Annotated in this window: 24 protein-coding genes; 17 read left to right on the top strand and 7 right to left on the bottom strand. The window is 61.9% G+C overall.

Annotated features, from left to right (window positions below; all coding sequences use genetic code 11):
• Positions 1-383: 383 nt before the first annotated feature.
• The 10 genes from QX071_RS27100 (at position 384) to QX071_RS27055 (ending at position 10,534) form a co-directional block, all read left to right on the top strand.
• On the top strand, positions 384-1,544 hold the full coding sequence (locus QX071_RS27100; protein ID WP_315705155.1) for a transporter substrate-binding domain-containing protein: 1,161 nt from the start codon (positions 384-386) through the stop codon (positions 1,542-1,544).
• Positions 1,541-2,206 (top strand): ANTAR domain-containing response regulator, encoded by a 666-nt coding sequence (locus QX071_RS27095; RefSeq protein ID WP_315705156.1) that lies wholly within the window; start codon positions 1,541-1,543, stop codon positions 2,204-2,206. The genes QX071_RS27100 and QX071_RS27095 overlap by 4 nt, the downstream gene beginning before the upstream one ends.
• Positions 2,207-2,216: 10 nt before the next feature.
• Complete coding sequence (locus QX071_RS27090) at positions 2,217-3,458, top strand: urea ABC transporter substrate-binding protein (protein ID WP_315705157.1); 1,242 nt, start codon at positions 2,217-2,219, stop codon at positions 3,456-3,458.
• 111 nt (positions 3,459-3,569) lie between these two features.
• Positions 3,570-4,442, top strand: coding sequence for an ABC transporter permease subunit (locus tag QX071_RS27085; protein WP_315705158.1), 873 nt, complete (start codon positions 3,570-3,572; stop codon positions 4,440-4,442).
• 12 nt (positions 4,443-4,454) lie between these two features.
• Complete coding sequence (locus QX071_RS27080; RefSeq protein ID WP_315705159.1) at positions 4,455-5,519, top strand: branched-chain amino acid ABC transporter permease; 1,065 nt, start codon at positions 4,455-4,457, stop codon at positions 5,517-5,519.
• Positions 5,519-6,235 carry an ABC transporter ATP-binding protein gene (locus QX071_RS27075; RefSeq protein WP_315705160.1) on the top strand — a complete coding sequence of 239 codons (717 nt, stop codon included), beginning with the start codon at positions 5,519-5,521 and terminating at the stop codon, positions 6,233-6,235. The genes QX071_RS27080 and QX071_RS27075 overlap by 1 nt, the downstream gene beginning before the upstream one ends.
• A complete protein-coding gene (locus QX071_RS27070; protein ID WP_315705161.1) occupies positions 6,228-6,953 on the top strand; it encodes an ABC transporter ATP-binding protein in 726 nt (241 codons plus the stop codon). Before QX071_RS27075 ends, QX071_RS27070 begins: the two co-directional genes overlap by 8 nt.
• A 37-nt stretch (positions 6,954-6,990) precedes the next feature.
• Positions 6,991-7,980, top strand: coding sequence for an acetamidase/formamidase family protein (locus tag QX071_RS27065; RefSeq protein WP_315705162.1), 990 nt, complete (start codon positions 6,991-6,993; stop codon positions 7,978-7,980).
• 13 nt (positions 7,981-7,993) lie between these two features.
• Positions 7,994-9,733: a nitrilase-related carbon-nitrogen hydrolase gene (locus tag QX071_RS27060; protein WP_315705163.1), complete on the top strand. Its 1,740-nt coding sequence runs from the start codon at positions 7,994-7,996 to the stop codon at positions 9,731-9,733.
• Positions 9,734-9,772: 39 nt separating this feature from the next.
• Positions 9,773-10,534 carry an SDR family NAD(P)-dependent oxidoreductase gene (locus QX071_RS27055; protein WP_315705164.1) on the top strand — a complete coding sequence of 254 codons (762 nt, stop codon included), beginning with the start codon at positions 9,773-9,775 and terminating at the stop codon, positions 10,532-10,534.
• A gap of 65 nt (positions 10,535-10,599) precedes the next feature.
• Here QX071_RS27055 and QX071_RS27050 read toward each other — a convergent pair whose 3' ends face one another.
• Positions 10,600-11,049, bottom strand: coding sequence for a YbhB/YbcL family Raf kinase inhibitor-like protein (locus QX071_RS27050; protein ID WP_315705165.1), 450 nt, complete (start codon positions 11,047-11,049; stop codon positions 10,600-10,602).
• Positions 11,050-11,061: 12 nt separating this feature from the next.
• Positions 11,062-13,893 (bottom strand): AMP-binding protein, encoded by a 2,832-nt coding sequence (locus QX071_RS27045; RefSeq protein WP_315705166.1) that lies wholly within the window; start codon positions 13,891-13,893, stop codon positions 11,062-11,064.
• A 175-nt stretch (positions 13,894-14,068) separates the two neighbouring features.
• Here QX071_RS27045 and polX point away from each other — a divergent pair, with 175 nt between their 5' ends.
• Positions 14,069-15,790: a DNA polymerase/3'-5' exonuclease PolX gene (polX, locus tag QX071_RS27040; protein ID WP_315705167.1), complete on the top strand. Its 1,722-nt coding sequence runs from the start codon at positions 14,069-14,071 to the stop codon at positions 15,788-15,790.
• Between the two features lie 8 nt (positions 15,791-15,798).
• On the top strand, positions 15,799-16,287 hold the full coding sequence (locus QX071_RS27035) for a host attachment protein (RefSeq protein ID WP_315705168.1): 489 nt from the start codon (positions 15,799-15,801) through the stop codon (positions 16,285-16,287).
• 130 nt (positions 16,288-16,417) lie between these two features.
• Here QX071_RS27035 and QX071_RS27030 read toward each other — a convergent pair whose 3' ends face one another.
• Complete coding sequence (locus tag QX071_RS27030) at positions 16,418-16,858, bottom strand: universal stress protein (RefSeq protein ID WP_315705169.1); 441 nt, start codon at positions 16,856-16,858, stop codon at positions 16,418-16,420.
• 124 nt (positions 16,859-16,982) lie between these two features.
• On the opposite strand from QX071_RS27030, the gene QX071_RS27025 reads away from it, so the two are divergent.
• Together QX071_RS27025 and QX071_RS27020 are read left to right on the top strand one after the other, a co-directional pair.
• Positions 16,983-17,546 (top strand): HPF/RaiA family ribosome-associated protein, encoded by a 564-nt coding sequence (locus QX071_RS27025; RefSeq protein ID WP_315705170.1) that lies wholly within the window; start codon positions 16,983-16,985, stop codon positions 17,544-17,546.
• A 15-nt stretch (positions 17,547-17,561) separates the two neighbouring features.
• Positions 17,562-18,590 carry a ribose-phosphate diphosphokinase gene (locus tag QX071_RS27020; RefSeq protein WP_315705171.1) on the top strand — a complete coding sequence of 343 codons (1,029 nt, stop codon included), beginning with the start codon at positions 17,562-17,564 and terminating at the stop codon, positions 18,588-18,590.
• Here QX071_RS27020 and QX071_RS27015 read toward each other — a convergent pair whose 3' ends face one another.
• Positions 18,591-19,604: a hypothetical protein gene (locus tag QX071_RS27015; RefSeq protein ID WP_315728629.1), complete on the bottom strand. Its 1,014-nt coding sequence runs from the start codon at positions 19,602-19,604 to the stop codon at positions 18,591-18,593.
• Between the two features lie 185 nt (positions 19,605-19,789).
• On the opposite strand from QX071_RS27015, the gene QX071_RS27010 reads away from it, so the two are divergent.
• The 3 genes from QX071_RS27010 to QX071_RS27000 all read left to right on the top strand — a co-directional run bounded on the left by QX071_RS27010 (position 19,790) and on the right by QX071_RS27000 (position 23,036).
• Positions 19,790-20,461, top strand: a complete 672-nt coding sequence (locus QX071_RS27010) for a phosphoribosyltransferase (RefSeq protein ID WP_315705173.1) — start codon at positions 19,790-19,792, stop codon at positions 20,459-20,461.
• Positions 20,458-21,834: a nicotinate phosphoribosyltransferase gene (locus QX071_RS27005; protein WP_315747826.1), complete on the top strand. Its 1,377-nt coding sequence runs from the start codon at positions 20,458-20,460 to the stop codon at positions 21,832-21,834. Before QX071_RS27010 ends, QX071_RS27005 begins: the two co-directional genes overlap by 4 nt.
• Before the next feature lie 248 nt (positions 21,835-22,082).
• Positions 22,083-23,036, top strand: a complete 954-nt coding sequence (locus tag QX071_RS27000) for an alpha/beta fold hydrolase (protein WP_315705175.1) — start codon at positions 22,083-22,085, stop codon at positions 23,034-23,036.
• Positions 23,037-23,411: 375 nt separating this feature from the next.
• Here the strand turns inward: QX071_RS27000 and QX071_RS26995 are convergent, their stop codons facing one another.
• The 3 genes from QX071_RS26995 to QX071_RS26985 form a co-directional block, all read right to left on the bottom strand.
• Positions 23,412-23,750: a hypothetical protein gene (locus QX071_RS26995; RefSeq protein WP_315705176.1), complete on the bottom strand. Its 339-nt coding sequence runs from the start codon at positions 23,748-23,750 to the stop codon at positions 23,412-23,414.
• Positions 23,751-24,065: 315 nt separating this feature from the next.
• On the bottom strand, positions 24,066-24,731 hold the full coding sequence (locus tag QX071_RS26990) for a dienelactone hydrolase family protein (RefSeq protein ID WP_315705177.1): 666 nt from the start codon (positions 24,729-24,731) through the stop codon (positions 24,066-24,068).
• A gap of 18 nt (positions 24,732-24,749) precedes the next feature.
• Positions 24,750-25,175 carry a DUF2267 domain-containing protein gene (locus tag QX071_RS26985; RefSeq protein WP_315705178.1) on the bottom strand — a complete coding sequence of 142 codons (426 nt, stop codon included), beginning with the start codon at positions 25,173-25,175 and terminating at the stop codon, positions 24,750-24,752.
• Positions 25,176-25,803: the final 628 nt, after the last annotated feature.

Genomic DNA, 25,803 nt, shown 5'->3' with positions numbered 1-25,803 from the left:
CCTAGGTGCCGCGTGGGATCGTGCTGTGCGTGCGCTCCGTTTCGCAGTATGTATGAGCGGGCGGACGCATCGAAGTGCGTGGTGCGCAGAACCGATGACAGAACGACTACAGCGTCAAGAGTAAGACCTTGAACAACCGGAGCGTCTCACCGTGCATAGTTTTGACGCATGCTGGTGCGATTTGATGCAGTCATCGCTCTGATAACGCTCTTGACAGAGTCCGGGTTCTAGACGACCGTTGCCATGCGCGTTGGGCAGCGTGGCCCGTCAACGCAACGAGTTCAATCATTTCCAACACCGTCCCGAAAGGGTGCGTTTGGTTGGTGGCGAGGGCGCCCTCGGCTTCACAGCCGGCGGGCGCTTTTTTTGTTTTGGGTCGAGGAATGGCACGGAAGCAGTTTCGGATCGGCGTGATGTTCTCGACGACGGGGCCGTACAGCGTCGTCGCGCGCTCGATGCTGAACGGTGCGCTCTTGGCGCTGAGCGAGATCAATCAGACGCAGGATGGCGTCACGCTCGAACCGGTCGTGGTCAATCCGTCCGGCGATCTTGCGAAATACCGTGAGCTCAGCCTCGACCTCTTGAAGTCCGGCATTCGCCAGGTGATCGGCTGCTACACTTCGTCGAGTCGCAAGGAGGTTATCCCCTGTTTCGAGAAATTCGACGGCCTGCTCTGGTATCCCTCTCATTATGAGGGATTCGAGAGTTCCGATAACGTCATCTACACGGGGGCGGCGCCGAACCAGCATGTATTGCCGTTGGTCGACTATCTCGCATCCCGGGTCGGAAAGCGTGCCTTCTGCGTCGGGTCCAACTATATCTGGGCGTGGGAGAACAATCGCATCTTCCGCGAAGCGCTGACGGCGCGCGGCGGTACGGTCGTGGCGGAACGCTATCTCTCGGTCGGCGACATCGAATTCGACCAGGTTATCTCGGCGATCCTCGACCAGCGCCCGGACTTCGTGTTCAACAACCTGATCGGCACGAGCGCTTACGCATTCCTTCGCGACTTCCGCGCCGCCTGCCGCTCTCGCGGCATCGACCAAGCGGCGCGAATACCGGTGGCGAGCTGCACGCTCTCCGAACCCGAACTGCAGGAAATCGGCGCCGAAGCTGTCGACGGACACCTGTCCTCCAGCGTGTATTTCTCTTCACTGAACACGGTGGAGAACGCGGCGTTCATGCGGACATATACGAGCGCCTTTCCTGGTGGACCCGTCGCCTCGGCCGATGCGGAGGCCTCCTATATCGCGGTGAAGCTGTTGGGCGCGACACTTGCGCAGGCCGGGAGCGACGAATCGCGCCTCGTGCGCGGCGCGGTCGCCAATCAGCGCCTGCGCGCGCCGCAAGGCGAGGTGCGGATCGATCCACAAACCTATCATGCCTGGCTAACGCCGCGGATCGGCCGCTCGTCCCTCCACGGACAATTCGAGCTGCTCCTGGAAGCGCGTCAGCCGATCGAGCCAGATCCCTATCTCGTACAGTCGTCGCCGCGCTTTGCGACGGCCATGCGTCCTCCGCTGCTGCGAATGGTGAAATCATGACATTCCGATTGCTGCAGAACTTCAAGGGTGGCCGTGCGCTCGTGGTCATCCGCCGCGCAGGATGGGAATCCACGCTGGAGACGACGCTGGCCAAGCTCGGTGTCGCTTGCGAATATCCCGACATTGTCGACGGCCGCGCCCAAATCGATGTCGGCAGTTTGCACCCCGAGCGCGATATTCTCTTCGTCGACGGAGATCTCGATGGCGCCGTGACGTTCGAGGTCAATCCCGTATCGAAGCTGCCGCCGGTACCGGTCATCGGGCTGGTCGGCGTCGAAGCCCCGAGCCGGCTGAAAGCGCTCGTCAACCTGGGCGCGACCTCGTTTCTGCGCAAGCCCGTGCACGGCGGAGCCGTCTATACGTCACTGTTCATGGGCATCAATCAGTTCCTGTTGCGCGCGGAGATGTTCGAGCAGTTGCAGGAGCTGGAGAGCCGCCAGCGGGGCCGGCGCGCGGTGGTTCGAGCGGTCGTCCTGCGCATGCAGGAAACCGGATCGAATGAGGACGATGCCTATTCGGAACTTCGCCGCGACAGCATGCGCGTGCGACAGAAGCTGGAACTCTATTGCGAGGAGTTTCTGAAACGACGGGCGAGACCGCCCGATACGCCCGCCCGCGCGATCAGCGTCGCGCTGGAAGGCGAAAAAAAGCAAGCGATGTAGGAGCATCACGATGACCAGATCTGTAGTGAGAGGGCTGCGCGCCGCGGCCCTCACGGGAACGCTTGTCCTTGCGTCAGGCGTGCTCGCGGCGGAGAATCCGATCAAACTCGGCGTGCTGGAGGATCAGTCCGGCGACTTTGCGGCTGCCACCATCGGCAAGGTGCACGCGATCCAACTCGCCGCCGACGAGATCAACAAGGCCGGCGGCATCATGGGCAGGCCGCTGGAGCTCGTGACCTACGACACACAGTCGGACAACACGCGCTACCAAGAGTTCATGCGGCGCGTACTGCAGCGGGACAAGGTCGACGTCGTGTTCGCCGGCTTCTCCTCGGCCTCGCGCGAGGCGTACCGGCCGATCGTCGACCAGTTCAACGGCTTTGCCTTCTACAACAACCAATACGAAGGCGGCGTCTGCGACGGCCATATGATCGTGACCGGCGCGGTACCCGAGCAACAATTCTCGACGCTCATTCCCTACATGATGAAGACCTACGGCAAGAAGGTCTACACCCTGGCCGCCGACTACAATTTCGGCCAAATCTCGGCCGAGTGGGTCCGCAAGATCGTCAAGGAAAACGGCGGCGAGATGGCCGGTGAGGAGTTCATCCCGCTCGGTGTTTCCCAATTCTCGCAAAGCATCCAGAACATCCAGAAGGCGAAGCCGGACTTCGTGGTCACGCTCCTGGTCGGTACCGCGCAGGCCTCCTATTACGAGCAGGCGGCATCCGCCAACGTCAACCTGCCGATGGCATCCTCGGTCAATGTCGGTCAGGGCTATGAGCACAAGCGCTTCAAGCCGCCGAGCCTGAAGGACATGTACGTTACGACCAACTATATCGAGGAAATCGATTCGCCGAAGAGCAAGGAGTTCTACGCCAAGTTCAAGGCCAAGTTCCCGAGCGAGCCTTATGTGAACCAGGAAGCGGAGAATTCCTATCTCGCGGTCTATCTCTACAAGCAGATGGCGGAGCGGGCGAAGTCGACCAAGCGCGACGACATTCGCAAGGTGATCGCGCAGGGCGACGTCTGCATGGATGCGCCCGAGGGCAAGGTCTGCATCGACCCGAAGAGCCAGCACATGTCGCACACGATCTATCTGGCGAAGGTCGGCGCCGATCACTCGATCTCCTTCCCGAAAGTCTGGGAGGACATCAAGCCGTACTGGCTCGGCGAAGCCGGCTGCGACCTGACCAAGAAGGATCCGATGGCGCAATACACGCCGTCGAATCCGCCCCCGCCGAAGCCCTGATCGGCGGAAGAGTCGCCCCGGCGTCCCTCACGCCGGGGCGGCTCTTGCACCCCCCCCCCCGCAAATCTGCGCCCACGCATATCTGACCTTGCGCAAACCTCGACCGAAGTCATGGACATCGCGACACTGACATTCTCCGCACTCTACCAATTCGGCGACGCATTCGCGTTCCTGGTGCTGTCGGCCTGTGGCCTGGCCGTCATATTCGGCATGATGGGGGTGATCAATCTCGCTCATGGCGAGTTCATCATGTGCGGTGCTTACGTGACCGCGGCGACGGTGCATGCCGGCCTGCCGCTGCCGCTCGGCATCCTCGCCGGCACCCTGGTCGCGGCTCTGGTCGGCGTGCTGGTCGAACTGCTGGTGGTCCGGCATCTTTATGAGCGTCCGCTCGATACGATTGTCGCGACCTGGGGACTGAGCCTGATCGCCACACAAGGCACCTTGATCCTGGTCGGCTCCACTATGGCCGGCGTCGGCACGCCGTTCGGAAGCTTTCAGGTCGGCGCCTATTCCTACTCGGTCTACCGCATCGTGCTGTTCCTGGCGGCGCTCGCGGTGCTGGGCTTGCTCTATGCGTTGTTCAATTGGACCCGTTTCGGTGTGCTCGCGCGCGCGACTATCCAGGTGCCGCACATGGCGGCAGCGCTGGGGGTCGACACCCGCCTGATCTACAGTCTGACCTTCGCATGCGGGGCAGGGCTCGCCGGCCTCGCTGGCGGGCTCTACGCGCCGACCATGACGCTGGTGCCGACCATGGGCGCGACCTTCATCATGGAGGCGTTCGTCACGGTGGTGATCGGCGGCGCCGATGTCTTCCTCGGCACCGCTCCCGCCGCCGGCGTGCTCGCGATCGTGAAATCCGCGATGACCTCCTGGCAGGGGCAATTGTTCGGCCAGATCGGGCTGCTGATCGCGGTCATCATCGTGGTCCGGGTCCTGCCGAAGGGCATTTCCGGCTTCGTGCTGCGCGAGCGGACCTGAAGGAGAGCGATCGTGACCGGACTCGTTTCGCTGCTTCGCCGTCTTGAAGGTCCTCAGACGCTCGGTCGGGGCCGGGGCTTTTGGTCGTTGTTCGCGCTGGTGCTGGCGGGAGCCGTGGCCTATCCGCTGTTCAGCGACGGCTACACCGTCGGCAACACGGTGTACTTCTTCGTCTGGGTGTTCATCGCGCTCAGTCTCAGCCTGATCTGGGGCTATGGCGGCTCGCTATCGTTTGGCCAGACGGCTTTCTTCGGCATCGCCGGGTACGGGTACGGAATCCTCACCATCAATTTCGGCTCGGCCTATGGTTTCACCTGGATCGCGCTCGTGCTCGCGGTCTTGATTGCCTCGCTGTTTGCGGCACTGCTCGGCTATTTCATGTTCTTCGGGCGTATCGCGGGCGTCTTTCTCGGCATCGTCACGCTGGCCGTGACCCTGATGCTCGAGCGCTTCATGGCGCAGACGGCGGGGCCTGAATGGCACATCGGAAGCGCACGCCTGAACGGGTTCAACGGCATGAGCGCAATGCCGCCGCTGACCATCCCCTGGTTCGACGAGCCGATCGTACTATTCGCCGACGTCGGTCTTTACTACGTCGTGCTCGCGATGCTTGTCGTGGTCTATCTCGCACTGCGCATCCTGATGAATTCCTCGTTCGGGAACGTGATTGTCGCGATCAGGGAGAATCCGGAACGGGCCGAGATGCTCGGCTACGACATCCGGAAATATCAGCTGATCACGTTCGTGATCGGGGCGGCGCTCGCCGGCCTCTCCGGCGTGCTCTACACGGTGTGGGGCCAATACATCACGCCGTCCAGCATGGGCATGACCGCTGCGTCGCTGCCCTTGATCTGGGTCGCCGTTGGCGGCCGCAGCGACATCACCGCGACCCTGATCGGCACGCTCGTCGTGCTCGCGGGCTTCCAGGCGCTGACGATCTACGGCAGCCAATATGCGCTGGTATTCATGGGCGTTCTGCTAGTGGCGACCGTCCTGATCGCACCGAACGGGCTGGTGCTCGGCATCATCAGCTGGGTCGGCCGGCTCGCCACCCGTCGTAAGCGGGAGGCAGCCTGATGACGCTGCTCGAACTGCGCGGGCTGAACAAGCATTTCGGCGGCCTGCATGTGACGAATTCGGTCGATCTGGCGCTGCAGCCCGGCGAAATCCATTGCCTGATCGGGCCGAACGGCGCCGGCAAGAGCACGCTGTTCCGTCTGATCCTGGGCGAATATAGCGTCGGCAGCGGCCACATCTATTTCAGCGGCGAAGAGATCACGACACTGAAATCCTTCGCACGTATCCGCCGCGGCCTGTCGGTGAAGTTCCAGGTGCCCGGTGTGTTCAAGGGGCTCTCGGTCCGGCAGAACCTGGAGATCGCGCTGCAGAGCCGGCATCGCGGCGCCGTACTCGCGCAGGAGATCGATCGGCTGCTCGCTTTTCTCGCCCTCGAAGCCGAGCAGGCGCAGAGCGCGGGCAATCTCAGCCACGGCCAGAAGCAATGGCTGGAGATCGGCATGGCGATCGCGCTCAAGCCGCGGCTGTTGTTGTTGGATGAGCCGACAGCCGGGATGTCGCCGGAAGAGACACATATGACCGGCGAGATGGTGCGGCGGCTCAATGCGGAGGGCGTGACTGTGCTTGCGATCGAGCACGACATGGCCTTCGTCCGTCAAGTGGCGCAGCGGGTCACGGTGCTGCATCTCGGCCAGGTCTTTGCGCAAGGCTCGATCGAGGAGATCGTCGCCGACGAGCGCGTCGCGGCGATCTATCTGGGACAGGCTCATGCTTGAGGAAACGCGCAAGGAAGTCATCCTCACGACGCTCGGCCTGCGCGCCGGCTACGGCGGCAAGCCGGTGCTGCAGGGGCTCGAGATCGAGGTGCGCGAGGGCGAGATCGTCGCGGTGATCGGCCGCAACGGCGTCGGCAAGTCGACGCTGATGAAGAGCCTGATCGGGCTGGTGCCGGCGATGTCAGGTTCGATCGTCTATCGCGGCGAAGCCGTCGAGCATCTGCCCGCGCACAGGCGTGCGCGGCTCGGCATGGGCTATGTGCCGCAGGGCCGGGATGTATTTCCGCGCCTGACGGTCGGCGAGAACATCGCCGTGGGCGCCGCGATCAAAGGCGGCATTCCCGAAGACGGCAAGCGGCGCGTGCTCGATGCGTTTCCGATCCTGCAGGAGCGTTGGACGCAGCGCGCGGGCACCATGTCCGGCGGGCAGCAGCAGCAGCTTGCGATTGGCCGCGTCTTGATCGCCGATCCCAATCTGATTCTGCTCGACGAGCCCTCCGAAGGCATCCAGCCGAACATCGTCCAGGACATCGCGCGCAACATGGTCGAGCTCAACCGCCAGACCGGTGTCACGATCATCCTGGTCGAGCAGAATCTCGACATGATCCGAGCGATGGCGCAGCGCTGCTACGTCATGGACAAAGGACGCATCACCGCGAGCCTCGCGCGCGCGGCGCTCGACGACGAGGCCGAGATGCGCCGCCACCTCGCAGTCTGATGCAAGAAACGTCACAACCAGAACAAGGAGAATGAGAATGGCCTGGCAGTCGGAATCGATCATGGCCCGCAAGGGCATCGCCAAGGGCAAGCGCGGCAGCGAGCACGTGATCACGGAGAAAGATCAGGGCAAGTACCACTATGTCTACGGGCCCTATGTGAACCCGATCCTGAGCGTCGATCCGGGTGCGGTGGTCTCCGCGGAGACCCATGACGCCTTCGAGGGCCAGATCAAGCACGAGACCGACAGCCCGTCGAAGATCCTGAATTTCCCGTTCCTCAATCCGCAGAATGGGCCGATCTACGTCAACGGCGCCGAGAAGGGCGACACGCTCGCGGTCTATATCGAGAGCATCGTGCCGCGCGGGCCGCAGCCGCGCGGCACCACCGTGGTCATGCCTGATTTCGGCGGCCTGGTCTCGACCGGAAATACGGCCTTGCTCAACCCGGCACTGCCCGAGCGCGTCAAGAAGCTCGAGATCACGCTGGAGAACGGCACCAAGTGGAACGACAAGATCACGCTACCCTATGAGCCGTTCATCGGCACCATCGGCACCTCGCCGGAAATCGAGGCGATTTCCTCGCTGGTCCCGGACTATTATGGCGGCAACATGGATCTGCCTGACGTTGGCGTCGGCGCCATCATCTATCTGCCTGTGAACGCCAAGGGCGCGCTGCTCTATCTGGGCGATTGCCATGCCGCGCAGGGCGACGGCGAGCTCTGCGGTGTCGCGATCGAGCATCCGACGGTGACGACGGTCCAAGTCGACCTGATCAAGAACTGGACTATCGCTTGGCCGCGGCTCGAGACCAAGGATTTCATCATGACGATCGGCTCGGCGCGGCCGATGGAGGATGCCGCACGCATCGCCTATCGCGAGCTGTGCCGCTGGATGGCCGCCGACTACGGCTTCGAAGAGATCGAGGCTTATATGTTGCTGACCCAGGCCGGCCGCGTCCGCCTCGGCAACATGGTCGACCCGAAATATACGCTCGGTGCTTCGATCAAGAAGTCGTTCCTGGTCTGAGGGGAACTGCAGGATGTCGTCGACATACAAGGTCGCCACCGTTCAGTTCGAGCCGACATTGTGCGAGAAGGAGCGCAACATCGCGCGCCTGCTCGAGCTTTGCGAACAGGCGGCGGCTGCGGGCGCCAAGCTCATCGTGACGCCCGAGATGGGGACGACCGGCTATTGCTGGTACGACCGCGCTGAGGTCGCCGCGTTCGTGGAGAAGATCCCGGGCTCGACCACGCACCGGTTTGCCGCTTTGGCGCGCCGCCACGGCTGCTATGTGGTGATCGGCATGCCCGAGGTCGATGACGACGACATCTATTACAACAGCGCGGTGCTGATCGGCCCCGACGGCATCATCGGCCGGCACCGCAAGACGCATCCCTATATTTCCGAGCCGAAATGGGCGGCGGCCGGGGACCTGCACAATCAGGTGTTCGAGACGGAGATCGGGCGCATCGCGCTCCTGATCTGCATGGACATCCATTTTGTCGAGACTGCGCGGCTGATGGCGCTCGGCGGGGCGGACATCATCTGTCACGTCTCGAACTGGCTCGCCGAACGCACTCCGGCGCCGTATTGGATCAGCCGCGCGTTCGAGAACAGTTGCTACGTGATCGAGAGCAATCGCTGGGGGCTGGAGCGCACGGTGCAATTCTCCGGCGGAAGCTGCGTCATTGCGCCCGATGGCGCCGTCGCAGCCGTAATCGACAAAGGGGACGGAATCGCCTTTGCCGAGGTCGATCTTGCAGTTGCGCGGACAAGACGCGTGCTCGGAGAGTCGGTGTTGGCGCAGCGTCGGCCGGAGCTCTATCCGGAGCTGCTGACCAATACTTACAGCTGGAACCCCCGCGATTTCTTCGGGCTCTACGGTCATCAGCCATGGCCGGCTGGAAAGCGCTCGCGGGTCAGTGTCGGGCAATTTGCGCCCACACCAGAGGTCGCGACGAACTTGTCCATCATTGCCGATCTCGCGCGCAAGGCGAAGGTGGACGGCGCCGAGCTCGTGGTATTCCCCGAACTTGCGGCGACGGGCCTCACCGACCCGGCCGGGTCGGCGCAACCGATCCCGGGGCCGGTGACGGAGCGGCTTGTTGCGCTTGCTGGCGAACTCGACATCTGTCTGGTCTGCGGGCTGGCCGAGCGCGTGGGCGAAGAGAGCTACAACAGCGCCTGTCTCGTCGCTCCCGACGGAGCCGTCTCGGTCTATCGAAAGACGCACCTTGCGAGCGGCGATCGAAGCTGGGCTACCGCGGGCGACAGTTGGACCGTCGTTGACACCCCGATTGGGCGCATCGGCCTGTTGATCGGCCACGATGCGCTGTTTCCTGAAGCAGGGCGGGTGCTCGCTTTGCGCGGCTGCGATCTGATCGCTTGTCCGGCGGCGGTGCAGGGGGCGTTCACATCGTCGCACGCGGGCACCACGGTCGCGCAGCCCGCACCGATTCCAACTGGAGCCGACCCCCAGCATTGGCATCATTTTCGGGTGAGGGCGGGAGAGAACAACACCTTCTTTGCGTTCGCAAACGTGCATGATCCGGCCCACGGCTACTCCGGACTGAGCGGCATCTTCGGCCCCGACACCTTCGAATTCCCGCGCCGTGAGGCAATCGTATCGGATGGGGCGGCGATTGCGACCGCGCAGATCGATACCAGCAACCTCGACACTGCCTATCCAACCAACGTTGTAAGGCGCAAGGATCTGGTCGCGATGCGCATGCCCCACAGCTATCGTGGGCTCGTCCGCACACAGGCCGGCAATCGATGACCTCCAGCGGAGGTTGATGACGAAGCAGAGGAGCTGACAATGGATATGGGGCTCAAAGGAGCGAAAGCTCTGATCACGGGTGCTACCAAGGGGATCGGCCGGGCAATCGCTGAGACGCTGGCGGCAGAAGGCGCCGATGTTGGTATCTGCGCTCGCAACACCGGAGATGTCGAGGCGACGGTGGCCGCGCTGAAAGCAACAGGTGTCACGGCGGCCGGAAAGGCGGTCGACGTCGCCGATGGGCCCGCGCTGAAAGCCTGGGTCAACGAAATGGCCGATGCGCTCGGCGGGATCGATATCGTGGTCGCCAATGTGAGCGCGCTCGCCATCGGTCAGGATGACGAGAGCTGGAGCAAGGAATTTTCTACGGACATGATGGGGACGGTTCGGCTCGTCGATGCCGCCATGCCGTATCTCGAGAAGAGCAAGCAAGCGGCCATCGTGACGATTGCCAGCGTGTCGGGGCGGGAAATCGATTTCGCCGCGGGTCCCTACGGCACATTCAAGGCCGCGATCATCCACTACACTCAGGGGCTCGCTTATCAGCTGGCGGCCAAGGGCATCCGTGCCAATACGGTTTCACCGGGCAACACCTATTTCGAGGGCGGCGTATGGAACACGATCAAGGATGGCAATCCTGATCTCTATAAGGCGGCGCTTGCGCTCAACCCGACCGGACGGATGGGGACACCTCATGAGATGGCCAATGCGGTCGTGTTCTTGGCGAGCCCCGTCGCGAGCTTCATTTCCGGCACGAACCTGGTCGTCGACGGAGCTCTGACGAGAGGTGTTCAGTTCTGAGCGTGGACACTGGGCGAGAGGCAGCAACGCGGTGATGTTGATCGGGCGTCGGCAGGCGGTCCCCATCACCGACGATAAGTGCCGATGAGGGTCGTTTCGGCGAGCGTGAACTGGCGAGCCTTGTGCGCGACCTCCCGGCAAGACGTCCCTGGATGGACCTTGAGGTGGTCGGTCGAAAGAGCCAGGAGCTGGAAATGATAGTGGTGAACTCCATGGCCTCGAGGAGGGCATGGACCTCCATACCCGATCGTTTTGAAATCGTTGAGCGCCTGTTTCAGGTTGCCGGCTTGGGCCGCCCCCTCGGCAAGCCCGGCCTGATCGGGCAGAAGATCGTAGACGGCCCAATGATGCCACGTACCAGCCGGCGCATCCGGATCACTGCAAAGCAGGACCAAGCTGCGTGCGGTGCTCGGCACGCCTGACCATTGCAGAGGCGGTGAGATATTTTCGCCGTCGCAGGTGAAGCGTTGCGGCAAGGACGATCCGTCCGCGAAGGCGCTGGATGCGAGTTTCATGCGGCCTCTCCATCAGCTTGCGAGTGAAGTCGCCTCCGGCTTCACCAATTCGTCCAGATCCGGCTCGCCGACATGGGCGAGCATCACGCGGCGCACTTGGTCCCTCAAACGAATGACGGCCTGAAAGTCGGAGCCGGATGGCATTATCGGATCGCAGATCGCAACGCTGATTGCGCTGTGACGCGGAAACCACTGATCGCTGCGCAGCATGGTTCGCGTGCCCTTGATGATGCCCGGCAGAACCGGAACGTTGAGCTCGGCTGCGATCTTGAATGCGCCCAGGAAAAAGCCCGAAAGCCCCGCGCGTCGGGTGAAGGTGCCTTCGGGGAAGAACACCAGAATGCGTCCTTGTTGTGCGAGAGCGGTCAACGTCGCCGTGTCCGTCAGGCTGCCTGCAACATCGTAGCGCTCCACGAACGGGATGGCGAGCCGTCGTAACATCAGTCCGGCGATGACTTGTTGAGCCAATTCGCGCTTGGCGACGATAGCGGGTTCCGACGGTAGCGTCGCGGCCAGCACAAAGGCATCCATGTAGCTCGAATGATTGAACACGAGCGCGGCTGCATGGCGGGGGATCTTTTCGAAGCCCAGAGTCGTGAGTGGCACGCCCATGGTGCGGAGCGCGCCGCGGCCGATGCATCGAAGCGCCGACCAACGGGCGGATACGCTCGGCAGCACCAGGACGGCCAGGCATCCGGCCAGGGCCGAACAGCCTAGTACGCTCCACCACCACGCCGCATAAGATGTTTCGGAGATGCGACGCGCCACGCGCCGGAGTTGCGGGCCGATGCCGGCGAACGTGAGCCGGAGCAATTGCCACCAGAGGACCCGCTGGATTGGGCCGATATGGCCGCTCTGATAGAGTTCCTTGGCGGCGCTTCGCCGGATTTTCCCGCTGGAGGTCTTCGGTACCGTGCGGGGAGGCGCAAGCACGATCTCGTCCGGCGGCGTTCCCGCGACATCGGTGACAATCTCATGTGCGCGGGCCTGCAAAGCGGCCCGCATGCCTGGATCGGACTCTCGCGTTTCGAGCAGAATCACTACGCGTTCGGTCCCGGTTGCGCGATCGGCAACGCCAAACACTGCAACCCCGCCTTTGTGCACACCTGGCAAGGCTGCGACGGCCTCCTCGATCTCCTGCGGATAGAGATGGCGGCCGGCCCGAATGATGATGTCCTTGATGCGGCCGGTGATGAAGATGTCTCCATCGGCCACGTAGCCGCGGTCTCCCGTGTCGCGCCAGTCGCCGCGGACCAATTCACGCGTCTTTGCCTCATTGTGGAAGTAGCCGCTGGTTGCGGACGGACCGCGAAATTCGATGCGTCCTTCCCGCCGGTCGCCGAGTTCTCGCCCGGCCTGATCGACGATCCGGATTTCGTGGCCAGGGAGCGGCTGGCCGCAGCCGACGAGTTCGAACGGTCGCGGATCTTCTGGCTTGGCCGGGACCGCAACACCATGGAGGCTGAGCTGATCCCGGTCGATGCGGTCGACCGGCGGAAGGCGTCGCGCAGGCCGGAAAGCCAGTCCGACCGAACATTCCGCCAATCCATAGACTGGCGCCATCGCGTTCGCGGGAAAGCCGTACTTGGCAAACCGTTCGGTGAACTTGCGTAGCGTTTGGACGCTGACCGGCTCGGCGCCGTTGGCGACCATTCGCAGCGAACCCAGGTCCAGGCCCTCAAGCTCCTGGTCGGCGATCTTGGTAAGGCAGAGCTCGAAGCCGAAATTGGGCGATGCCGAGAACGTCGCGCGAAAGCGATGCATCGCCCATAGCCAGCTTTGTGGCCGGATCAAAAAGCTGAGCGGCGACATGACATAGAGCCGGGCGGCGTAATGCAGGCATCCGAGCCAGGCGCCGATCAGGCCCATGTCGTGATAGAGCGGCAGCCAACTGACGAAGATGTCGGATGAGTTCGCGCCGATGACGGTTCCCATTGCGCGGATGTTGGCCAGGAGATTGGCGTGTGACAGGACCACGCCTTTTGGATCGCCGGTGCTGCCCGAGGTGTACTGAATCAGCGCGACCGCAGCCGGATCGTCCACATGCGGGAGCGCCGCCGATACAGTAGACTCGATATCGGCGACGCTGACAACGTGATCGAGATCGCCTGCCATGGCCCGAAGCAGATTCCCCACACGCAGGGCTTCCGGCACGGCTATCAGCACGCGTGCTCCTGCATTCTGCAATATGGTCGTCTGTCGACGAAGATGGTCTTCGACCTGGGATAGACGCATTGGCGGGTAGAGCGGCACCGGGATAGCACCCGCATAGAGAATGCCGAAGAACGCCACGAAGAAATCGACGCTGGTCGGAAGCATCAGCGCCACGCGGTCTCCGGGAGAGATATCCCGCTCGAGCAGTCCGTAAGCGACGCTACGCGCGCGGGCTGCAAGCTCGCCGTAGGTCAGCGTTCCCAGCGAGACCGTTTCGTCCTGCAGGACGGTCAGATGTAACCGGTCCGCATGTCGGGCCGCATGCCAGTCCAGAACGGCCGTCAAGGTGACGGCTTCATCCGGTGCAGGGACGCTCGGAAGCGCGGTCGTGGTGAGGACCTTGAGAGCGGCGACATCACCCGCCGGCCCGCCGCGTTGGACGCAGCGAATGACATCCTCGACCGTTTCCGCTTCGCCGACCGCTTGCGCCGGCAGATGCAGATGAAGCGCGCGTTCGATGCGGAGCACCAGCTCGATGCGCGCCAGACTATCGATCCCGAGATCGCGCTCGATGCGGCTGGAGGGAGTAATCTGGATAAATCGGCTGCGCTGCGGATGCAGCTCGCGGACGAACTCGCGCACGAGCGAAATCAGATGTTCCCGCTGAGATGGTCCCAGTGCGTCATCCATGGTGTCTCTCTAAGCCGCCGAGGCGGCCTGGCGTTGACCCGTATCAATCCGGAGGATGTCGGCTCCTCTGGCTCCCGGTGGATGCGACATCGAAGGTGGCTCTGGCAGGCCTGATCTACGTCAAAGTCTGGCTCCGGCTTGTCGCTAGGCTTGGGCGAGGGACGGAGACACGACGATGCCGGTCCAAAATGCCGAGATCGCCGAGATGTTCGACCACACCGCCGAGCTGCTCGAGATCAAGGGCGATAATCCATTCAGATCGCGTGCCTATCGTAATGCCGCGCGGGTGATCGAGCGGTTGCCGAAGAGCATCACGGGCCTGCTGAAGGCGGGCGAAGACCTCTCGGAACTCCCCGGCATCGGCAAGGACCTGGCCGGCAAGATCGCCGCTATTGTGACCACGCACAAATTCGACGTGCTCGAGCGACTCAAGCGCGAGTTGCCCGGTGATCTCGGCGAGATTGCCGCTTTGCCGGGTCTCGGTCCCAAGCGCGTCAAGTTGCTCTACGATAGCCTGGGAGTGCGGACGCTCGACGATCTGCGGCGAGTGATCCAATCGGGACGCTTGCGTGATCTGAAGGGATTTGGCCTCAAGAGCGAGCAGAAGCTGGTCGCTGCGCTGGCGAAGCCCCCGGCCGAAAGGCGCTTCAAGCTGGTGGAGGCTGAGGCCGAAGCGGAGGCGCTGCTCGCCTATCTCCGCAAAACAAAGGGGCTCGCCGAGGCCGTGGTCGCCGGGAGCTTTCGTCGCAGGCGCGACACGGTGGGCGACCTCGATGTTCTCGCCATCGCGCGCAATGGTGCGGCGGTCGGCAACCGACTTGTCCGCTATGAAAATGTGGCTCATGTGGTCGCGCACGGTCCGACGCGGACGACTATCATCCTCCGGTCCGGCCTGCAGGTCGATCTCAGGGTGGTCCCAAAAGCAAGCTATGGCGCGGCATTGATGTACTTTACCGGATCGAAGGCGCACAATATTGCGTTGCGCGGCCTCGCCAACGACCATGGCTGGAAGCTCAACGAATATGGGCTGTTCGACGATAGGCGTCGGATTGCAGGTGCCACGGAGAATGAAATCTATCGCAAGCTCGGTCTGGCCATGGTTCCACCCGAAATGCGCGAGGACCGCGGAGAGGTTGCGTTGGCGGCCACAGGAGATCTGCCGAAATTGATCACGCTTGGTGATATTCGCGGCGATCTTCATGTTCATTCGCGCTGGAGCGATGGAACCGCGTCGATCGAGGAGATGGCCATTGCTGCGAAGGCGCGCGGCTACGCCTATATCGCGATCACCGATCACAGCAAGCACGTCACGATTGCTCACGGTCTCGATTCCGCGCATCTTGCCCGGCAGCTCGACGAGATCGATCGCGTGAATGAAAAGCTCTCAGGCTTCACCGTGCTCAAGGGAGCGGAGGTCGATATCCTGGCTGATGGGAAGCTGGATCTGCCGGATAAGGTGCTCGTGCGTCTCGACCTCATTGTTGCTGCGGTGCACTACAAATTCGATCTCTCCCGCAAGGCCCAGACCGAGCGCATCATTCGGGCGATAACCAATCCCTACGTATCTGTGATCGCGCATCCGACCGGCAGACTGATCAATGAGCGAGTGCCGTACGAGGTAGACATGGAAGAGATCATTGCCGCGGCGGCTGAACATGGCTGTTGTCTGGAGTTGAATGGAGATCCGGATCGCCTAGATCTTGACGATATTCATGCCCATGCGGCGAAGCTGAACGGTGTCAGGCTGGCGATTTCGTCCGACGCCCATGCCATTGGCGGCCTCGGCAATATGCGCTTTGGCGTGGATCAGGCTCGCCGCGGGTGGCTTGAGGCTGGGGAGGTGATCAATACGCGTCCAATCGCCGAGTTACGCATGCTGCTGAAGCGACGGCACTAGCCGGTTTCTTGCCACGATGGACCGGCAGCAAGACGGAGGAAGAGGTGAGTAAACTCAAGATCCCACATGATGCGCTGATCTTTGTTGGCGACGGCCGAAAGGCATTATTCCTCCGCAACGAGGGAGACGAGAAATTCCCAAATTTGAAGGCTGAGAAGGTCTTCGAGGATGAAAACCGGCCGACTCACGAGCAGGGCAGCGAACGGCCTGGACGGGTCAGCAAGGCGCATCAGTCGGGGCATCGGAGCGCCGTGGATGCGGTGGACTGGCATGAACTTGAAGAGCATCGGTTCGTGCACAACGTTGCGGCTGCGATGGAGCAGATGGTCCGATCGCAAAAGGCGAAAGCACTGATCGTTGTGGCGCCTCCACGAGCGCTCGCCGATCTGCGTGACGCGTTCCACGACGACGTCAAGGCGCGCATCATTGCTGAATTGCACAAGGATCTAACGAAGCATTCGGTCGGCGAAATCGAGAAACATCTTCTCGGGGAGTGAACGACCGACGTGGAGCGCGGATCGGAATTCTAGGAGCGCTGGCAAGCGAATGAATTGGCGCGACGTTAGCTTGACGTTCCCAACGATAGAGCGCACGAAGAACTTGATCGGAAGCGTCAAGTTCGCCGTCCTAAGGCACGACGACCACAACGCAGGGGGCGAGGCTGACAAGCTTCTGAGATACGCTGCCGAGCAGTAGCCCGGTAAGGCGTCCGCGGCCTCTGCGCCCGACGACAATGGCGTCCGGTCCTAGATCTGCGATCGCATCCAGGATGGCCTCGGCCGGGTCACCCCATTTGAGCAGCGTTCTTGCGGCTGTAAGGCCGGCCAGATCCAGGCGGTGTTCGGCTGCCTTGAGAATCTGTTGGGCCATCATGTCGGACGCATCCGCAACGTTGCCCTCGGCTCGTTCGAACGCGGTCTGCTCTGCCTGCGTCAGGGGAACGGCGACCGCCAGCAGGGACAATGTTCCGGACGCAGCCTTCGTCATGGCGATGGCAACATCCAGCGCGCGCGTGGCAGACTCGGACCCGTCCACTGTCGCTATAAAGGTCTTGATCCGGATAGGCATGATGCTCTCCGCGCAACAATTGGCGGTCCAGTCTGTTTGATGACACGAGCGGCAGGTTGATTTCGCTCAAAGTCAACAGATGTTGGCGTGCTCAAATGTCTCATAACTGAGGTGGAGAATTGCGATGCAAACGTCAGCTCGGATCGAGTTCGAGGGATTTGAGGCTTCGAACGAACTGCAAGCGGCTATCGAAAAGCATCTCGCGGAACTCGAAAGCCGTTACGGCCGCGTGACCTCGGGGCGCGTCGTGGTAAAAGGGCCGGGTGAGCACCACCGCACCGGCGGTCAATATCACGTCAACATTCGGCTTGCGCTGCCGGATGGACGCGAGGTCAATGTCGGACGCACGCCGAGTCAGGACGAGCGCTACGCCGACCTCACATTTGCAGTCGACGACGGATTCAATCGCGCCCGCCGCCAATTGCAGGACCAGGCGCGCGTCATGCGTGGCGATGTCAAGGAGCACGAAGCGCAGCCGATCGGAACGGTGGTACGCTTCGACAAGGACGGCGGTTTTGGTTTCCTCGCAGCTGCCGACGGGCACGAAGTGTACTTTCATCGCAATAGCGTTCTCGGCACCGCCGAGGTTTCCGTCGGGATGCGCGTGACCTATGTCGAGGAGCAGGGCCAAAAGGGGCCGCAGGCGAGCTCGGTCAGGGTGCTCGGCAAGCACGCCCTTAAGATCTGACCGGTGGAGCCCAACGTGGCCAACGGCACGTCTTTGTCCCGACGGCCATTGAATGGCAGCGACCGGTTACGTCTGTTCGCGCTGAGGGGCTCGGTCGAAATCGGTCAGGATATCGCCGACGCGCTGGGTTGCCGACTTGCCACGGCCGAGGAGCGCAGCTTCGAAGACGGTGAACACAAGATCCGTCCACTGGACAATGTCGCGGGTTGCGACGTGTACGTCGTGCATAGTTTGCATGGGGGACCGCAAGAGAGCCCAAATGACAAGCTGTGCCGGTTGTTGTTCTTCATCGGTGCACTCAGGGATGCGGGCGCGGCGCGCGTGACGGCAGTTATTCCCTATCTGTGTTACGCCCGTAAGGACCGCCGGACCAAGACCAACGATCCCGTGACGATCCGGTATCTTGCCAGTCTGTTCGAGGCGGTTGGCGTCGGTCGTGTCGTTACGCTTGAGGTTCATAACCAAGCAGCGTTCGAAAATGCCTTTCGCTGCCCCACGGTCGCGTTGAGTGCGGTGCCCTTGCTCACCGAGAAGGTTAGGGACATGGCCGGGGTGCGGCCGATCTGCGTGGTCTCGCCCGATCTAGGCGGCGGCAAGCGGGCCGATCTGCTCCGCGAGACCCTCGAGAGGTCATTGGGGCAGCCGATCGGCAAGGCCTTCGTCGAGAAGCATCGGAGCTCCGGAAAGGTCGCTGGCGATCTGTTCGCCGGCGACGTCGCAGACGCGTTCTGCGTGGTTTTTGACGATCTGATCAGCACGGGAGGAACGTTGGTTCGCGCCGCCAAGGCGGCACGGGCTCGCGGTGCCGCCGAGGTGGTGGCCTGCGTCGCCCACGGTCTATTCATGCCTGGGGCCGAGACTAAGCTTTCGGACGGTGCGATCGATCGCATCGTGATCACGAACTCGGTTCCGCCCTTCAGGTTGCCATCAGGACCCGTTCAAGCCAAGCTCGATGTTGTCTCGGCGGCGCCATTGTTCGCGGCCGTCATTGGTCGGCTGCATCTGGACGAGCGACTGGATGATCTGCTGCCTTACCAGGCCTGATCAGCGGAACGGGTCTCCGTCGCGATCCAATAATCGTTCGAGCGCCATAACATCGGTGCCGACGAGCTTCAGATAGGTCTGCGCAAGTCTTGGCCATTTGTCCGGCGTTCGTACATGGGTGTCGGCAAGATGCGCAATGGACAGGCGAGCTCGCAACATGGCACGTCCGATCCGATAGAATAGGAACAGTCCGGAAGCCGGATCGTCGTTCAGAACGACTGCCAACTGTCGCCGTAGGGTGTCGCCGACCGCGACCCCTCCGAGCCGTTCGCATTCAAGATGAAGGAAGGCGAATTCGTCGAGGGCGTCTCCGGCACGCAGCGCCGCATTGAATTCCAGGCAGTCGATGATGGGATAGGAGCCGCCGAGCCATATGTGCTCAGGTCTCAAATCGCCGTGCCCGTCAAGAATGAGCCGGCGATGGATTCGGGATGCCAGGACCGGCCGGCGCTGCTGCAGGAAACGGTGCTGAATATTGACGATCCGTTGGATTTGGCCCGGTCGCAGGTCAAACGTGCCGCCCAGGAGAAGGCGGCGGTCGGCCAGGATCGCCTTATTCAGTCCGGACAGATAGCTATCGGCGCCGAGCAGGAGGCGTGGTGCGCGCGAGTAAAAGCACGTCAGTATCTCCCCGAGCTGACGAATCCGGGCTCGCGGGATTTCTCGGCGGCCAAGCGCAGCCTCGAGGGTCTGGCTTTCGTCCAGGCGGCGCATGACAACGAGCCAGTCGACCACGGTTCCGCTAGCGCCGATCGTGTAGCCTTGCGGGGTGATCGTGAGGGGCGCGACCCCGAGGTAGACATCCGGTGCCAGCCTGCGATTGAGGGTCACTTCAGCATTCGCTGCCGCGGCGCGGCGTTCGAGCGTAGAGAAGTCGAGATAAGGAAAGCGGACCGGCTTCTTGAGTTTGTAGACGCGGTGGCCAGCCATGAAGACCCACGACATATGAGTTTCGCGGACAACGACGCTCTCCGGAGCCGGCACATAGGCCTCGGGACGGCTGAGAAAGCTCACTTTGCGCCTGAGCGAGGCCGGATCGTCTTGGTCGATATCGTTCTGGTCTATGTCGCTAGTCATAGTCCGTGCTGTCGCCCGGCATGCCGTGGCCCTTGATCGATTGCGATCCGTCGTGAACTTGACGCGGATCAACCATGTGCGCAATGGGCGTCGGTAGGATTTTGAAAGCTGGAGATTGCGCCATGTCGTTTGAGAACCGAACGGATGCCGGCCGGCAACTCGCCGGGAGGCTGCTCAATTACAAGGATAGAGATCCGGTGATCCTTGCATTGCCGAGGGGCGGCGTTCCGGTTGCTGCCGAGGTGGCGGCGCTGCTCGACGCTCCCCTCGATTTGCTGATCGTGCGGAAGATCGGCGTACCGACCCAGCCCGAACTGGCCATGGGAGCTGTCGCGGAGGGAGCGGAGGCAACGGTCGTCCGCAACGCCGATGTGATCGAGCTTTGCCAGGTTTCTGCGGCGGAGTTCGATTCCGTCTGCCGCGACGAACAGGCCGAGATCGAACGCCGCAGCAAACGCTATCTGAAGGGCCGGCATCGGGCGCAAATCAAGGGCAGGTTGGCGATCGTCATCGACGACGGTATCGCCACCGGCGCGACCATCCACGCGGCTATCAAGGCAGTCCGGAAGCAGGGGCCGGAAGAGATCGTTCTGGCGGTTCCGGTAGCTCCGTTGGAGACACTTGAAAAGCTCCGACCGGAGGTCGATGTCATCGTCTGTCTGGATACGCCGGTGGAGCTTGGGGCAATCGGCTATTTCTATCGCGACTTTCACCAGGTCAGCGATGAGGAGGTCATCGCCCTGCTAGAGCAGTACGGGTCTAAAGAGCCCGTAAAGCGATCGGCAAACCCGTGATTTGCAATGACAGGGCGATCGAAGTGCTGCCGAGTGCATTGCTGACGGATCTCTATCAGTTGAGCATGATCGAGGCCTATTTGGTCTCGGGTCAGACGGATACGGCTGTCTTCGAGTTCTTCGTACGTAAATTGCCGAGAGAGCGACATTTTCTGCTTGCTGCGGGTTTGGAACAGGCACTTCAGTTCCTGGAAAATCTGAGATTCTCAGACGAGGAGCTGAACTGGCTCGCCCAGTCCCGGAAGTTCAATCAGCAGCTCCTGGACTATCTCGCCACGTTTCGCTTCAGCGGCGATGTTCATGCGATGCCGGAAGGAACAGCGTTCTTCGAGAACGAGCCCATTCTCCGGGTTACCGCACCTTTGCCGGAAGCCCAGCTTGTTGAAACGCGTCTCGTCAATATCCTGCACTTTCAGAGCTTGATCGCCTCCAAGGCCGCCCGATTGAAGCTGTTGGCTCCGGACAAGCTGCTGGTCGATTTCGGCCTCCGCCGTGCCCATGGTGCCGAGGCCGGGCTGCTGGCGGCGCGAGCGAGCTATCTCGCCGGATTTTCCGGCACCGCTACACTTTTGGCTGAGAAGACATTCGGTGTTCCCGCCTATGGCACGATGGCGCATTCGTTCATTCAATCGTTCGACGACGAAGCGAAGGCCTTCGAGGTGTTTGCGCGCGCCCGGCCGCGCGACTTGGTGCTCCTGATAGATACGTATGATACCGAAGCAGCTGCGCACAAGGTGGTCGCGTTGGCGCCCCGGCTCACGGCGCTCGGAATTCCCATTCGCGCGGTTCGAATCGACAGCGGCGATCTGGCTGCACTTGCAAGAAGTGTCCGTCACATTCTGGACGCGGGCGGATTGAAGGACACCGGCATTTTTGTAAGCGGCGGGATCGACGAGGAGGTCCTGCTGGGCTTCTCGCGCCAGCAAGCACCGGTTGACGGTATCGGCATCGGCACCAACCTGACGACCTCATCGGACGTTCCTGGGCTCGATTGCGCCTACAAGCTCCAGGAATATGCCGGCCTGCCGCGCCGTAAGCGCTCGATGGGGAAGGCGACATGGCCCGGGCGCAAGCAGGTCTGGCGATGTTTCGATGGCGACGGCTTCATGTGTGGTGACGTGGTGTCGACGGAAGACGATTGCATAGAAGGCGAGACCCTCGTGCAGCAGGTCATGCAGGCTGGACGTCGTGTCGGTCCGCTCGTCTCGCTCCAGGAGAGCCGTGCCCGCGCCGAACAGCAACTGAGACAATTGCCTCAGGAACTGAGAACGCCGGCGCTGGCCGCGAATTATCCGGTGTGTATATCGGAACGCCTTCAGCATCTTGCCGTTGCCGCGGATGAAAGAATCAAGCTCGCGGAATTCCTGGCATGACCGCCGAGCGCTGTTCGGGTCGGAGGCGAGCTCAGCGGGGGAGATAGTTTCCAGGACGAAGCCGGTTTGCACGGATCAGTGAGGATGGCGTGGTAGAGGGGAGATACGGGAGCCGGGTGGGCGAGACTGGAGGAGGGGGGCCGCATGACCCCTTCTCCTGGTCCTTTCTTGCGGCAAAGATCGCAATCGATGCCTGGCAGTGGTGGCTCCAAGGTGGTGAGCTTGGAGAGGGCAGGCCGGAGCCTGACTTGCAGTGGACCACGCCCAATACGATCGCGCTTGAAATTGCCGATTTGCGGCTGCGGGACTTTTCACTCGCCCGCACGGGCGCGCCTGTTTTGATTTGTGCTCCTTACGCGCTTCATGGGGCTTCGATTGCGGATTTTGCTGCCGGGCATAGTATCGTCGAGGCGCTTCGGAACGGCGGCGTTGCTCGTCTTTACCTTGCGGAGTGGCGCTCGGCATCTCCCGACATGAGCTCGCGGTCCATCGACAGCTACCTCTCTGATCTGAATGTCGCAGTGGATGACATCGGCCATCCGGTCGATCTCGTCGGATTGTGCCAGGGCGGGTGGCTCTCGCTGATCTATGCGGCACGTTTTCCGAGTAAGGTACGCTGCTTGGTGCTCGCGGGCGTTCCGGTCGATATGTCGGTCGGCTCGGCGCTGTCTCGTGCAGTGGCGTCCATGTCGTCGGATGCCTTCAAAGTCTTGGTGGACAGTACGAGCGGCTTGGTAAGAGGCGAACAGATGCGGCGGTTCTGGGGGGCCTCTCCGGATCCGACGACCGCTTTGCAGAGAACGTTGTCACCGGACATTCTCAGTGACCGTCAATTCGTCGAGCGGTTCGATCGTTGGCAAAGGCAGACGCTCGATTTACCCGGTACGTTCTTTCTCCAAACAGTGAACTGGATCTTCAGGGAGAACCGGCTTGCGGCCGGAGAGTTCGTTGCACTCGGGCACGCGGTCCAACTGAACCGGGTGAGTGTGCCGGTCTTCCTGCTCGCTGGCGCCAATGACGAGGTCGTGCCGGCCGAGCAGGCTCTGGCGACCGCGTCGTTGCTGGGGACGCCCGACGCAGAGATCGAGACCGCCGTCGCGCCATCCAGTCATCTCGGCCTTTTCATGGGCCGCGAAACGATTGGCGTGTTCTGGGCGCGCATCGCCGATTGGCTTCGGAGCATGGACGGGAGGTCGTTGTAGGCGGTATCCGCGTGATCTGCAGCACGCTGAATTGGCTGTCTAGGCAGCCACGATGCGTCGCCCGTGCGCAATCAGCATTCGGAACGCTGCGATGATGTTGCCGCATTCGTGTATGGCAGATCGACGGATCGGAGAGCGGCTCTCTCTTCCAATAGTCGCCTCTCGATGTAGGCGCGCTCGACATCCGTCAAGGATGTCTGGAGCAACCTGCTATAGCGCTCAATATTGCGTCTGCGCGCCTGGACAAGAGTAATTGCGAAGTCCGCCATGTTCACCCCCTTTGCGAGACGGTGCATTAGAAAAGGGACGGCAAGGTCACACATTGACGGAAATCAATGGTGCTGGCGCCGATTGTCGCGGCCCGCAAGCGCAGCTTTAGATGCTCCGCTGCTTTGCGCTGTTGCGTAAGCGATGACAAAGATCCTCCAGCAGGGTTTGCCGATTCTCGAAGTTTATCAGCAGCGCGTCCGCCTGGCCGTGTTCGGCCGTACCGACGGCAAGGGCGTCTCGTATCCGACGGACATGGCTCACCCTTTCGCGTCCGCTGGCCGCTCGGCTTTCCGCGAATTCGAGCTGCTCCAGATCGTAGCTGAGCTTGTCCTCTTCGAAGATCAACAGCTTGGTGACAATGCTTCTCGTCTCGTGCGCAATATTGTGGTTATCGAGTAAGTCAAGGTAGTGATCGATATTGGCTTTGACCACGAAATCACTCATGACGCCCTCCGATACCCTGGAGTGGGCAAGAAGTACCGTTTGGATCACCTAAGAAGAGCAGAGAACAGTAGCCTCTCTTGAACGGTCTATAGCGACGAAACCCAACAGCGAAGGCCGAAAAACAACCTATGCTTGAATCTATATTGCAGGGCGGCCGATCTTGCAATATGGACATAGCCACGTAAGCGTGACACACGCCGATGTGGCAGCAGGCATGGTTAAATGTGCCGCGATGCACAAAACATGACGTTCACTGGGGGCCTGCGCGGGCCGAGCCGAAAGGTTAAGGGCGCCGCTGCCGTCCACTCATGAGGTTTAGCCTGCGTGAGTGTGGGACGGCATGGCGAGATATCGCTCGAACCAGTGCGCGGCGTATTCGATCACGGTGTCCATGGCTCCGGGTTCAGGAAAGAGATGCGTTGCGCCCGGAACGATCTCCAGCGCCTTCGGCGCGCGCAGACGTTGGAGTACATCTTCGTTCAACTCGATGACCCCGACGTCGGCGCCACCGACGATGAGGAGGGTCGGCGCAAGTACCTGGGACAGTGCATCGCCAGCGAGGTCCGGCCGTCCACCGCGAGAGACCACCGCCTTGACCCGTTCCGGATCACGCGCCGCAGCAACGAGCGCGGCTGCGGCGCCGGTGCTGGCGCCGAATAGGCCGGTCATGAGGCCGGTAACCGGGAGAGGCTGCTCGTCAAGCCAATGCAGAACCTCGATCAGCCGCTCGGCGAGCAGAGCGATGTCGAATGTGTTGGCGCGGTTGGCCTCCTCCTCCGGGGTGAGCAGGTCGAACAGCAGGGTGGCGAAGCCGCGTGAGTTCAGGGCTTTGGCAACCGCGACGTTACGCGGCGAGAGGTGGCTTGACCCGCTGCCATGGACGAAGACGATCAGTCCCGCGGGGCTCTTCGGTACGTTCAGGGTACCAGCCAGGCCCAACGGCAGGATGGTGAGATCGGATGATCTGATCGACCCGGTCATCGTAAGCAAGTGCCGGGGCTAGGCCTTGAGAGCCCTGATCTGTTCGGGCAGATGGTGCATTGCTTTTTCGAATTCGCCCGGATCGAGCTTCTGCCAGAGCAGTTCGAACACGCCGCGCGCGACCATCAGTGGATGGGCGGGAAATTGCTGCGGCAGTTGCGCAGCCACGTGTTCGACGAAATCATCGACATGACGCTCCTTGGTGGGCGTGCCCGCGACGTGCCAGTTTTCGTAGTAGATGCCGCGTACCAGGATCGGCAGCTGAGCTCCCAGCTTGATTGCGACCTCCGGAGGCAAGCGGTCGCGCAGGATATGCAGCACCGCTCGCAACGCACTATACGCTTGCTGGCGATTGTCGAGCCTGAGCTCTTCCTCCAGACCTTTGAGCCAAACGTTCGCCTCTTGAATCGTATGGTCCAGAGCGGTGACCCCTGTGACACTCATGACGAGCTCCTTTGAGGTGAAGGAAGCTCACGTCTTGCATGCATCCGTCGAGTCCAGCTTGAGCTGCATCAAACCGAATTCATGCGACGTCGGTGCAGCAGAGGTTGATCTCGCGCAAGGATGGCTGTCCTCTCGTCGGCAATATTGCGTGCGATATCTGCCTTCGTTGGAGGATGAGATGCGCAAGTTCGCGTTGCTTACTGCCGCTGCGATGGTCCTCTCGGTCGCGGCTGTGGCGCCCAGTAGCGCCCAGGCCGGCTGCTATCGGCTGGGCGAGACCGGCTACCACTGGTATCGGTCGTGCTGGGGTCCGCACTGGGTCTATCCCCATCATCGTGTCTGCCGTCGCGGTCATTGTTGGTATCGCTAATGGCTGGATCGGAGCCGGGCCCGTCCATTCTGCCGGCTATGGAGATCGTGCGTGATCGCCCGCTTGTCGTTCCGCCTCCGAGCGGTCGGTTCTGCAGGTGCTCGAGGTAGAGCTAGACGGCGGGCTCGGTGTACAGCGTGAGTGCTTGCGGCGCGGCAAGGACGCCAACGATCCCTCTCGTGGAAGGACGGAGTTTCGAGCCTGCGCCGGTGCCGGGCATGATCGGCACCGCGGCTCGCCTTGCCGGGCAGCAATCGC

Source organism: Bradyrhizobium sp. SZCCHNS1022, assembly GCF_032484835.1.
Lineage (GTDB): Bacteria > Pseudomonadota > Alphaproteobacteria > Rhizobiales > Xanthobacteraceae > Bradyrhizobium.
This window is presented reverse-complemented; position numbering and strand designations above follow the sequence as displayed.